Source organism: Massilia sp. ST3, assembly GCF_018119405.1.
Taxonomy (GTDB): Bacteria; Pseudomonadota; Gammaproteobacteria; order Burkholderiales; family Burkholderiaceae_D; genus Telluria.
Map to the genome: position 1 here is coordinate 39,800 of NZ_JAGPWC010000022.1, position 11,443 is coordinate 51,242.

Below are 11,443 nucleotides of genomic sequence, written 5' to 3' on the forward strand. Positions count from 1 at the left end.
GAGCGGGTTTTTTTTGCCTTGCTTTCGCCAAACAGTGGAAGAATCGTTCGCAGTGTGAAGCATCGCACGGAACGCATGTCGTCTTGCCGCTAAAGTGATCCTGTCTCTTTCAGGACATCCCTAGTTTTGGACTTTGCCCGCTCCCATGAGCGGGCATTTTTTTTGATAAAAAAAGAGCCCGCTGCAGGGCAGGGGCTCAAGCCAGGATGTTCCGGTCCGGCGCGGGCCGAGGCCCGCGTTTCGGCTGATCAGGGCGCCGGTGCGGCCTGGGCGACCAGGACGATATCGTCCTGCCCCGGCGCGCCATCGGCGAACATGGCGACCTGCGTGAGTTCGTCGGCATCGATCTGGTCGTCGTCGTCCTTGTTCACGTACTGGAACAGGGCGGCGCCGGTATCGGCCTTGGCCAGGATCAGCAAGTCGGCATTCAGCGCCAGCGCGCTGACATCGAGCTTGCCGTTCAGGGCTGCCAGCGTCGCCGCCGATACTGCCGTGCCCCCCATGACGAGCTGCGCGTCGACCGTGACGGAAACGCCTTCGGTCATTGCGCCGACTTCGCCCGCGGCGCCCCACTGGATCTGGCCATCCGCGTTGGCGTCGATGGCGGTGGCCGCCGCGCCGGTCAGTTCGATGCTGTCGTCGCCACTGTCGAAGCCCAGGATCAGGTCGGCCGCGGTGCTGTCGAAGCGGTCGACGACGATGCTCAGGGCGCCGCCGTGGTCGGCCACCACGTCGTGCCCGCCGCCGGTCGCGATGCTGGCCGCCGTGGCGCCGCCGATAAAGGCTTCGTTGACCTGTTCCGTGGCGGCGCGCGCCAGGTCGCCGCTGACGGCCGTGGTCTTGGCGACGCTGAAGCCTTCCTGGACGAACAGGCCATCTTGTCCGCCGGCGAACAGCACCGAACCGGCCGCCAGGTGGCTGTCCGCGGTGCTGAAGGTGTCCGCCTGCCAGCTCATCTGGTACAGGCCGGCAGCCAGCGCGCCGTCGAAGCTCAGGGTCGTGCCTTCCAGCGCCAGGCCGGCGCCGGTATAGTCGACCGCGGTCGCTTGTGCGGCGCCGCTGCCGTAGTCCTTCAGGGCCAGGCCGTCGGCGTTGTCCAGGCCGGTCACGGCGGATTCGGCGGTGAGGGTCAGCTTGCTCGGCGTGTCGGCCAGGTGGAAGCCGAGGCTCATCCCGTCCTCGCTGTCCGGATCGGTCGGCTTGCCGGGCTTGCCGGGCTTGCCCGGGTTGGCCGGAACGCCATCCGGGAACATCTTCTTGAGCGCGGCCGGCAGGCCGCCCTTGCCCATGGCCGCTTTCACGTCCTTCAGCGTCATGCCTTCCGGCAGCACCTTGAGCAGGTTGGACATGCCGCCGCCTTTCATCAGCGAAGCGAGCGCATGTGCATCGGCGGAGGCGCCGCGGGCGGTTTCCGCCAGGGTTTCGACCAGGGCCACCGGATCGCTGCCTTCTTCGCCTTCGAACAGCTCCAGCAGTTCGTCGCCGCTGCCCAGGGCGTCCATGACTTCCGGATTGTCGGTGACGACGTCGGCCAGCTCGGCACTCGCTTCCACCAGCGCATCGATATCGCTCGCGGTGGCATCCGCGGTGACGGCCCGCACCAGCACACGCGCCGCCTCGACCGCCGCGATACCGCCGTAGCCGCTGCCCGTAGCCGCGACTTCGGCGGTGAAGCTGTCGGCGGCTTTCTGGCGCAGCGAAGTCAGGGCCTGGTCGCTGCCTTGCGCACCCTTGAGCACGGAGATGGCCACATCGGCCACCGACGCGTGGCCTTTGCTGACGGCGTCAACCCAGAACTCCAGGCCTTTGGCGTCCGGGTCGCGGTTGAACAGCTGCTGGTAAATCTCGGTAATGCGGTCGGCCGCGGTATCGTTGCCGAAGCGTACACGCGCTTCTTCGGAATTGGCGAAGGAGGCCTTGATGGCGTCGATGTTGCCGTCCGCCTTGCTCAGTTGTTCCGCCCAGAACTTGATGCCCGCCGGATCGGCCGGACGGCCGTAGAAGGCGAGGTAAAGCGAGTTGACGGTGGATTCGAGGGTGCTTTGCGTGCTCATGGAAGCTCCGGCGGCTGATCCGCATTAATGTTGATGTGTGGAAATAGTATATCCACGCGGAAACAAAAAGTGCAGCCCATATGCATATTTGTTGCAGAGCGGCAACAAGGTGGCGATGAACGGATGAGCAGAGGACAATGCGGCGCCGCGGGCGCCGAAATTACATGAGCGCGGAGGTGAGACTTTTCACTTCCTCGGCTGACTCTGCGAGGACCTGGGCCAGGGTGCCGGCGCCGGTGGTGAAATCGATGGTGGCGGCGCTCTCGGGCGTGGTGGCGCCGGGGCGCTCGAGCAGGGGCGAGGAGACGGGCGCGAGGTCATTGGCGAGCAGCAGGGTGTCGCCCAGGGTTTCCGGCGGCAAGGCCCGCATGCCGTTCCACAGCGCTTCGATCGCGCCCATCACGGCCACCGGCACGCCCAGCTTGAGCAGCACGCCGCGGCCGATGGCTACTTCGCCATGCTCGATCCATTCATCGGCGCCGCCGTCCAGCAGGCCCGGATAGCTGCTGGCGCGCGACAGCAGGTAGAAGCCGCCCACCTCATGAACGATGCCGGCGAACATGGCGGTTTCCGGATCGACGAAGGAGACCCGGCGCGCGATCACCTGGGCCAGCGCCGCCACGTGGGCCGAGTGGGCCCACAGCTGGTCGGCCTTGAGGCGCAGGGCAGGATCGGTAATCTCGCTGGCCAGCTGGCGCACGATGACCGAAGCCGCCAGTGCGCCCAGGGTGCGGAAACCGACGCGCTGCACGGCCGCGCGCACGTTGGTGACGTCGTTGCCGGAGCGGTTGTAGGCGACGGAATTGGCGATGGCGACGGTGCGCGCCGCCAGCAGCGGCTCGGCCTGCGCCAGGCGCGCCGCTTCCTCGATGTGGCAGTCGGGCTCGCCCAGCGCACGCTGCAGCTTGAGCGTCGCGTTGACGTTCGTGGGAAAGCTCAGCTCGCCGCGCCCGGCCTCGGCGGCGATGCTCTTGAGTGCGGTGAGTCTGTCCATCGAAAAATTATACCCCTATCCCGATGGCGCGCTGACGAAAATTTTGCCCTACGGCATCTTTTTTATCTTCCTGGCCGGGCGGGGACGTTCAGGGTTCGCTGAAGATGGCGTCGCAGCCATCCTTCGGCTCTTCGGTATCCTGCAGTTCGTCGCTCAGGCCCAGGTCGAACAGCTCTTCGACCGCGTTCATGAAGCTGTTCAGCTTGGTGGCGCCGATCAGGCGGTAGATCTCGCCGGCTTCGTTGCGCACGCCGATCAGCATCTTTTCCTGCTTCACCTCGTCGAGCGGGGCGACGTCGAGCAGCAGATTGCCGATGATGTGCTTGTCGAAATGGGCAGGCTTCTTGCCTTCGATCAGGGAAGTTTTCAAGGGAAGTCCTTCAGTTGAGGGGAGTGGGGAGGCATGCCCTCGGCCTGGCTGGCCTGCGCGATGCTGGCGCGCAGGGTAGCCAATGCCGCGTCGAGGGCGTCGAAGTCGGCTTCGTTATATGCCGAAAATAATTGTTTTCCATGGGCGACCACTTGCGGGAATACGTCGCAGAATACCCGATCGCCGGCCGCCGTGAGGCGCACGAAGAACGAGCGTTTGTCGTCGTTGCTGCGTTCGCGCATGACCAGCCCTTTCTGCTCCAGGCGTTCGATGACACCGGTCAAGGTACCCTTGGTGATCAGGGTGCGTTCACCGAGTTCCTTGTAACTCATGCCCGTGGTATTGCCCAGCGTGGCGAGGATGTCGAACTGGGCGTGCGTCAGGCCGTGACGGCGTACCGATTCGCCCGAAAAGCGTTCGAAGCCCTGCATGCACTCGGCCAGCAGCCGGACGCTCTTTAAGTAACGTTCCCCCATGGGAGAGGATTATAGCCGCCCGCCAAGGCTTTGCTCTTCCGGCATGGCCATGCCGGGACCGCTCATTTGTTCTCCGGTATGATAGTGGACTACGCAGTTTTTCGCGGGCGCCCATGCCCGGTTTCCACTGATGACACCGCCGATCCACCCAGATGCAGCCTGTTGACCTGTCCCGCCTGGCACAGGAAAGGCCGCTGCGCGTGCTCCTGGTCAATGCCGGCGAACCGGACGCGCTGACCTGGTCGGCGCTGGTCCAGCCGCTGCGCCTGGCCGCCAAGGCGATGGGACCGGAACGCCTGCACGTCGACGTGCGCAGCCCCGACAAGTTCGTCGGCGACGCCCAGCGCCACTGGCACCTGGTGCTGCTGGTGGCGGACGAGTCCGAGGCGGCCCTGAAGCCCGCCAACTGCCGCGCCCTGGTGGAACGCTGCCGCGCCGCGCCTTTCTGGGGCGGGGTGGGCGCGGGGGTGCTGTGGCTGGCCGACGCCGGCGCCCTGCACGGCGTGCGCACGGCCTTGCCCTGGGCCCTGTATCCGGATGCGAATGCCTTGGCCGAGCAGGCCCTGTTCACCCCCCACCTGTACGAATTCGACGCCAACCGCCTGACCTGCTGCGGCGGCGCGGCCAGCCTGGACTTCGCGTTGACCCTGGTCGAGCTGCTGTGCGGCGCGGCGGTCCAGGCCGAGGTCAAGGAAAGCCTGTGCGTGGACCGCGTGCGCGGCCCGGACGAGCGCCAGCGCGTCGCCCTGCAAGCGCGCTTCGGCGCCCTGCAGCCCAAGCTGACCGAGGCGGTGGCGCTGATGGAGGCGAACATCGAAGAGCCGCTCTCGACCGACGAGATCGCCCAGCTGGCGGGGGTGTCGCGGCGCCAGCTGGAGCGGCTGTTCAAGCAATACCTGGGGAGCTTGCCGTCGCGCTACTACCTGGAGCTGCGGCTGAAGCGGGCAAGGCAGTTGCTGCTGGATACCAATCACTCGATCGTGCAGGTGGGGCTGATGTGCGGGTTTTCTTCGGGCTCGCACTTCTCGACGGCGTTTGGGGCCTTGTTCGGGAATACGCCGCGGGAGGAGCGGCAGAGGAAGTTGGGGCAGTGAGTGCTTGCTCACTGCGGCGTCCGGCCTCCGCCGGAACGACGTGCTGAGGCCTGTGATTGTAGAGACGTCAACAATACGCCGCGTTCTTCCCGCACCGCACAATATTGCTCCCCGAGCAAAAATGAAAATCCCCGTCGCACTTCTGCAAGAACTTGTCAGACTGCGTTTCTATAATGGCTCGAACCTGCGGGACCCTGCCCGCGACAACCCCTTAATGATTGGATGAGGAAGAAGCCATGAACGCAAAGCTTGATTCGGGTGTCACCACGCGGCCTGTCACTCGGCAGACCTTCGACGAAGTCCTCGTCCCGACCTACGCCCCGGCCGCGATGGTGCCGGTGCGCGCCTCGGGCCTGGACGTGTGGGACCAGGAAGGCAAGCAGTATCTGGACTTCACCTCCGGCATCGCCGTCTCTAGCCTGGGCCACGCCAACCCGGTCCTGGTCGACGCGCTGACCAAGCAGATCAACACCCTCTGGCACCTGGGCAACGGCTACACCAACGAGCCGGTGCTGCGCCTTGCCACCGCCTTGACCGAAGCCACCTTCGCCGACCGCGCCTTCTTCTGCAACTCGGGCGCCGAAGCCAATGAAGCAGCCCTGAAACTGGCGCGCAAGTATGCGCACACCAAGTTCGGCCCGCACAAGTCGCGCATCGTGTCCTGCCTGTCGTCCTTCCACGGCCGCACCCTGTTCACCGTCTCGGTCGGCGGCCAGCCGAAGTACACCGAGGGTTTCGAGCCGCTGCCGCAGGACATCAATCACATCCCGTACAACGACATCGAAGCCGCGCGCGCCGCCATCACCGACGACGTGGCCGCCGTGATCGTCGAGCCGATCCAGGGCGAGGGCGGCGTCATCCCGGGCAACCCGGACTACCTGAAGGCGCTGCGCGAGTTCTGCGACCAGACCGGCGCGCTGCTGGTGTTCGACGAAGTCCAGTCGGGCGTGGGCCGCACCGGCTCGCTGTACGCCTACACCCAGATGGGCGTGACCCCGGACATCCTGACCTCGGCCAAGGCGCTGGGCAACGGCTACCCGATCGGCGCCATGCTGACCACCCACGAGATCGCCCAGCACTTCGGCGTCGGCTCGCACGGCACCACCTACGGCGGCAACCCGCTGGCGGCCACCGTCGGCCTGAAGGTCGTCGAGACCATCGGCCAGCCGGCCTTCCTGGAACGCGTCAAGGAAGCCAGCGCCAAGATCATGGCCAACCTGGACAAGCTGTCGCAGGACTACCCGCAGCTGTTCGGCAAGCCGCGCGGCATGGGTCTCCTGATCGGCCTGCCGGTGGCCGAAGGCTACAAGGGCCGCGCCAAGGACTACACCAAGACCGCCGAGAAGCTCGGCCTGATGCTGCTGATCGCAGGTCCGGACGTGGTGCGCCTGGCGCCGGCCCTGGTCGTCTCGGACGCCCAGATCGCGGAAGCCGACCGCATCATGCGCGAAGCCGCCGACGCCTTCATCGCAGGCTAAGCATGTCGGTTCCGGCCGGCCCGCCTGCTGAAGGCGCGCCGGCCGGCGCGCATCGATCCCGCATCTCCACTGCATCTCGTTAGGGAGTTCCCATGTATGTTGTCCGTCCGGTAGAAGTCGCGGATATCGGCGCCCTCGAGGCGATGGCCGCGGCGTCGATGCCCGGCGTGCACACGCTGCCGCGCACGCGCGAAGGCATCCATGCCTTCGTCGAGCGTTCCATCGCCTCGTTCGCCGCCCACGTCGACATTCCGAGCGAGGAGTCCTACCTGTTCGTGCTCGAGGACCTGCGCACCCGCGAGGTCGTCGGCACCGCCGCCATCCACGCGTCGGCCGGCTCGAACGGCACCTATTTCGCGTTCCGCAACGACGTCATCCAGCAGGTCTCGCGCGACCTGAACATCAGCCACAGCGTGCACGCGCTGACCCTGTGCTCGGAGCTGACCGCCTATTCCCAGCTGTCCGGCTTCTACCTGCGCAACCGCGACACGGCCGGGCTGGAAGCGGCCCTGCTGTCGCGCGCCCGCCTGCTGTTCGCGGTGCTGGCGCCGCACCGCTTCGGCGACCGCTTCTTCGTGCCGCTGGCCGGCCGTACCGATCCGGACGGCCAGTCGGCCTTCTGGAACGCCCTGGGCCGCATGTTCTTCAAGATGGACTTCCTGGACGCCGAGCGCGTCATCGGCGGCGCGCGCAACCGCACCCTGATCGTCGAACTGATGCCGCACTACCCGGTCTACGTGCCGCTGCTGCCGGGCGACGCCCAGGCCGCGATGGGCCAGATCCACCCGAGCGGCCAGCTGGCCTTCAACCTGCTCACCCAGGAAGGCTTCGAGGCCGACGAATACATCGACATCTTCGATGGCGGTCCGATCCTGCAGGCGCACAAGGGTTCGCTGCGCTCCTTCAGCGGCTCGCAGGTGCGCCGCGTGGAAACCGCCGGACAGGCCGCCGCGCCGGACGCGCTGGTGAACTACGCGGTGGCCAGCACCGAACAGCACTTCCGCGCCGTCACCGTGGCCTGCCCGCCGGTCGAGACCAGCCAGGTCGTGTGCCTGCCGCGCGAAGCCCAGCAGGCGCTCGGCGTGACGCAGGGCGATAACGTCATCTGCGTGCGTATCTAGGAGACCTACCCATGCTCGTAATCCGTTCCGCAAAAATGTCGGACCTGGACGCCCTGATCGTCATGGCGCGCCTGGCCGGCAGCGGCATGACCACGCTCAAGCCGGACCCGGACATGCTGGGCAAGCGCCTGCGCACCGCCGAGGCCTCGTTCGCCCAGACCATCCCGCCCGAAGAGCGCGACTACATGTTCGTGCTCGAGCACACCGAGGACAACAGCATCGCCGGCGTGTGCGCGATCAAGGGCGCGGTCGGCCTGACCGAACCCTTCTACAACTACCGCATCGGCACCCTGGTGCACTGCAGCCGCGAGCTGAACGTGTTCACCCGGATGGAAACCCTGTACCTGTCGAACGACCTGACCGGTTCCAGCGAACTGTGCTCGCTGTTCCTGCTGCCGCAGTACCGCGCGGGCTTCAACGGCAAGTGGCTGTCCAAGAGCCGCTTCCTATTCATCGCCCAGTTCCAGCAGCTGTTCACCGAGAAGATCATCGCCGAGATGCGCGGCTACCAGGACGAGAACGGCGATTCGCCCTTCTACGAAGGCCTGGGCCGCCACTTCTTCAAGATGGACTTCGACCACGTCGACGGCCTGACCGCGATCGGCAAGAAGTCCTTCATCGCCGAACTGATGCCGCGCCAGCCGCTGTACGTCGACTACCTGCCGCAATCGGCGCGCGAGGTGATCGGCAAGGTGCACACCTCGACCCAGCCGGCACGCCGCCTGCTGGAGCAGGAAGGCATGCACTACGAAGGCTACGTCGACATCTTCGACGCCGGCCCGGTGCTGCAGGGCCGCGTGTCCGAGCTGCGCGCCGTGCGCGAAAGCCTGCTGGCGGTCGCCGACGAAGGCGCGCCCGATGGCGATACCGAACACATGCTGGTGTCGAACACGCAGCTCGACAATTTCCGCATGATCCTGACCCGCGCCGTGCCCGGCTCGGGTCGCGTGCTGCTGAGCGCCCAGGAACTGGCCCAGCTGCACCTGCGCGCCGGCGACACGGTGCGTACCCTGACCCTCACTCCAAGGAAGAACGTCAATGGCTAACGTCTCGAATTACATCAACGGCGAGTGGCTCGCCGGCAGCGGCGCGGAACTGGAAACCATCGATCCTTCGACCGGCCGCCAGACCTGGACCAGCAATCAGTCGACCGCGGAAGATGTCGCCCGCGCGGCACAAGCCGCACGCGACAAGTTCGAAGCCTGGGCCTTGACCCCGCTGGAAGAGCGCATCGCCGTCTGCACCCGTTTCCGCGACCTGTTGAAGGAACATGCCGAGGAACTGGCCGCGATCATCGCCGAGGAAGTGGGCAAGCCGCTGTGGGAAGCGCGCACCGAAGTCGCCACCATGGCCAACAAGATCGACATCTCGGTCCAGTCCTACGGCGCGCGCACCGGCGAAGCCGCTGCCAAGGTCGCCGACGGCAATGCCGTGCTGCGCCACCGTCCGCACGGCGTGTTCGCCGTCTACGGCCCCTACAACTTCCCCGGCCACCTGCCGAACGGCCACATCGTGCCGGCCCTGATCGCCGGTAACACCGTGATCTTCAAGCCGAGCGAATATGCGCCGCGCACCGCGGTCAAGACCGTGCAGCTGTGGGAGCAGGCGGGCCTGCCGGCCGGCGTGCTGAACCTGGTCAACGGCGGCCGCGATACCGGCGTGGCCCTGGGCCAGAACGCACTGATCGACGGCATCCTGTTCACCGGCAGCAGCCAGACCGGCGCCGCCCTGCACAAGCAGTTCGGCGGCCAGCCGGGCAAGATGCTGGCGCTGGAAATGGGCGGGAACAACCCGCTGGTGGTCTGGGACATCAAAGACATTGACGCCGCCGTGCACCACACCGTGATGTCGGCCTTCATCTCGGCCGGCCAGCGCTGCACCTGCGCGCGCCGCCTGGTCATCCAGGACAACGCGCAAGGCCAGGCCTTCCTCGACCGGCTGGTGGAAGTGGCCGCCAAGCTGCAGGTCGGTCCGTCGAACGCGGATCCGCAGCCCTTCATGGGCCCGGTCGTATCAAGCGCCGTGGCCGCGCGCCTGGTGCAGGCCCAGGCCGAGATGGCGGCCAAGGGCGGCAAGGTGCTGCTGCAGATGAAGCAACTCGACCCGAACGCCGGCTTTGTCACCGCCGGCATCGTCGACACCACCGACGCCAACGGCATCCCGGACGAGGAGTGGTTCGGCCCGCTGCTGCAGGTGATCCGCGTGAAGGATTTCGACGAGGCCCTGCGCGTGGCCAACGCCACCGAATTCGGCCTGGCCGCCGCGCTGCTGTCGCCGTCCGAAGAGCTGTGGAAGCGCTTCGCGGTGCGCGCCCGCGCCGGCATCGTCAACTGGAACCGTCCGACCACCGGCGCGGCCAGCTCGGCGCCCTTCGGCGGCGTGGGCAAGTCGGGCAACCACCGCCCGAGCGCCTACTACGCGGCGGACTACTGCGCCTACCCGGTGGCCTCGATCGAGACGGCCGAACTCGAAATGCCGGCGAAACTCTCGCCAGGACTGGTGTTCTAAATCATGCGCATCGCACGTGAATTCAACTTCGACGGCCTGGTTGGCCCGTCGCACAACTACGCCGGCCTCTCGTTCGGCAACGTCGCCTCGTTCAACAACGTCCGCAGCGCCTCCAACCCGCGCCAGGCCGCCCTGCAGGGCCTGGCCAAGATGCGCGAGCTGGCCGCACGCGGCTATGCGCAGGCGGTGATGCCGCCCCAGGGCCGCCCCAACTTCCGCCTGCTGCGCCGCCTCGGCTTCTCCGGTACCGACGCCGACGTGCTGGCGCGCGCCTACCGCGAAGCGCCGGTAATCCTGGCCTGCGCCTACTCGGCCGCGCCGATGTGGACCGCCAACGCGGCCACCGTCAGCCCCTCGGCCGACTCGCAGGACGGCCGCGTGCACTTCACCGCCGCCAACCTGAACAACAAGCTGCACCGCTCCGAAGAGCACGTGCAGGCCACCCGCACCCTGCGCGCGATCTTCCATGACAGCAGCCGCTTCATGGTGCACGATCCGCTGCCGCCGGTGCCGGCCTTCGGCGACGAGGGCGCGGCCAACCACACGCGCTTCGCCGCCAGCCATGGCGCCGCCGGCGTCGAGTTCTTCGTCTATGGCCGCGTGGAGTTCGACCCCTCGGCGCCAAGCCCGAAGAAATACCCGGCGCGCCAGACCCTCGAAGCCTCGCAGGCCGTGGCGCGCCTGCACGGCCTCGACCCGGCCCGAACCGTGTTCGCCTCGCAGAACCCGGACGTGATCGACCAGGGCGTGTTCCACAACGACGTGATCGCGGTCGGCAACGGCAACGTGCTGTTCTACCACGAGCAAGCCTTCGCCGACGAGGCGGCCACCGTGGACGCGCTGCGCCGCGCCCTGGGCGGCGTCGATACCGACCTGGTGCCGGTGCGCGTGGCGTCCAGCCAGGTGCCGGTGGCCGACGCCGTCGCCAGCTACCTGTTCAACAGCCAGCTCCTGACCCGCGCCGACGGCAAGATGGCCCTGGTGGTGCCGCACGAATGCCGCGAGAACGCGGCCGTGGCGTCCTACCTGGGCGGCATGGTGGGCCGCGGCGGCCCGATCGAGGAGCTGGTCGAGTTCGACCTGCGCCAGAGCATGCGCAACGGCGGCGGGCCCGCCTGCCTGCGCCTGCGCGTGGCGCTGACCGACGACGAAGCGGCCGCCATGCACCAGGGCGTGATCATGACCGAGACCCTGTATGCCCAGCTGGTGGCCTGGGTCGAGAAGCACTACCGCGACCGGATCGAGCCGAAGGACCTGGCCGACCCGCAGCTGGCGATCGAATGCGCCGCGGCGCTCGAGGAGCTGACCCGCATCCTCGGCCTGCCGGGCCTGTACGAGCTGTAAAGAC

The 11,443-nt window shown here is 67.1% G+C and carries 10 protein-coding genes; 6 read left to right on the top strand and 4 right to left on the bottom strand.

Annotated features, from left to right (window positions below; translation table 11 throughout):
- Nucleotides 1–248 precede the first annotated feature (248 nt).
- The 4 genes from KBW98_RS09905 to KBW98_RS09920 form a co-directional block, all read right to left on the bottom strand.
- On the bottom strand, nucleotides 249–2,054 hold the full coding sequence (locus tag KBW98_RS09905) for a DUF4214 domain-containing protein (protein WP_211519964.1): 1,806 nt from the start codon (nucleotides 2,052–2,054) through the stop codon (nucleotides 249–251).
- A gap of 160 nt (nucleotides 2,055–2,214) precedes the next feature.
- A complete protein-coding gene (locus KBW98_RS09910; protein WP_211519965.1) occupies nucleotides 2,215–3,048 on the bottom strand; it encodes an HDOD domain-containing protein in 834 nt (277 codons plus the stop codon).
- Nucleotides 3,049–3,136: 88 nt separating this feature from the next.
- On the bottom strand, nucleotides 3,137–3,418 hold the full coding sequence (locus KBW98_RS09915) for a hypothetical protein (RefSeq protein WP_211519966.1): 282 nt from the start codon (nucleotides 3,416–3,418) through the stop codon (nucleotides 3,137–3,139).
- Nucleotides 3,415–3,849 (bottom strand): MarR family winged helix-turn-helix transcriptional regulator, encoded by a 435-nt coding sequence (locus KBW98_RS09920; protein ID WP_229429095.1) that lies wholly within the window; start codon nucleotides 3,847–3,849, stop codon nucleotides 3,415–3,417. The genes KBW98_RS09915 and KBW98_RS09920 overlap by 4 nt, the downstream gene beginning before the upstream one ends.
- A gap of 197 nt (nucleotides 3,850–4,046) precedes the next feature.
- On the opposite strand from KBW98_RS09920, the gene KBW98_RS09925 reads away from it, so the two are divergent.
- The 6 genes from KBW98_RS09925 to astB all read left to right on the top strand — a co-directional run bounded on the left by KBW98_RS09925 (nucleotide 4,047) and on the right by astB (nucleotide 11,439).
- Nucleotides 4,047–4,988, top strand: a complete 942-nt coding sequence (locus tag KBW98_RS09925; RefSeq protein WP_229429096.1) for a GlxA family transcriptional regulator — start codon at nucleotides 4,047–4,049, stop codon at nucleotides 4,986–4,988.
- A gap of 236 nt (nucleotides 4,989–5,224) precedes the next feature.
- Nucleotides 5,225–6,466: an acetylornithine/succinylornithine family transaminase gene (astC, locus tag KBW98_RS09930; protein WP_211519968.1), complete on the top strand. Its 1,242-nt coding sequence runs from the start codon at nucleotides 5,225–5,227 to the stop codon at nucleotides 6,464–6,466.
- A 92-nt stretch (nucleotides 6,467–6,558) separates the two neighbouring features.
- Nucleotides 6,559–7,587 (top strand): arginine N-succinyltransferase, encoded by a 1,029-nt coding sequence (locus tag KBW98_RS09935; RefSeq protein WP_211519969.1) that lies wholly within the window; start codon nucleotides 6,559–6,561, stop codon nucleotides 7,585–7,587.
- Nucleotides 7,588–7,598: 11 nt separating this feature from the next.
- Nucleotides 7,599–8,633 carry an arginine N-succinyltransferase gene (astA, locus tag KBW98_RS09940; RefSeq protein WP_211519970.1) on the top strand — a complete coding sequence of 345 codons (1,035 nt, stop codon included), beginning with the start codon at nucleotides 7,599–7,601 and terminating at the stop codon, nucleotides 8,631–8,633.
- Nucleotides 8,626–10,095, top strand: a complete 1,470-nt coding sequence (gene astD, locus KBW98_RS09945; RefSeq protein ID WP_211519971.1) for a succinylglutamate-semialdehyde dehydrogenase — start codon at nucleotides 8,626–8,628, stop codon at nucleotides 10,093–10,095. Before astA ends, astD begins: the two co-directional genes overlap by 8 nt.
- A 3-nt stretch (nucleotides 10,096–10,098) precedes the next feature.
- The gene (gene astB / locus KBW98_RS09950) at nucleotides 10,099–11,439 is read left to right on the top strand and encodes an N-succinylarginine dihydrolase (RefSeq protein ID WP_211519972.1); all 1,341 of its coding nucleotides are present in this window, start codon (nucleotides 10,099–10,101) and stop codon (nucleotides 11,437–11,439) included.
- The last annotated feature ends 4 nt before the right edge of the window (nucleotides 11,440–11,443 follow it).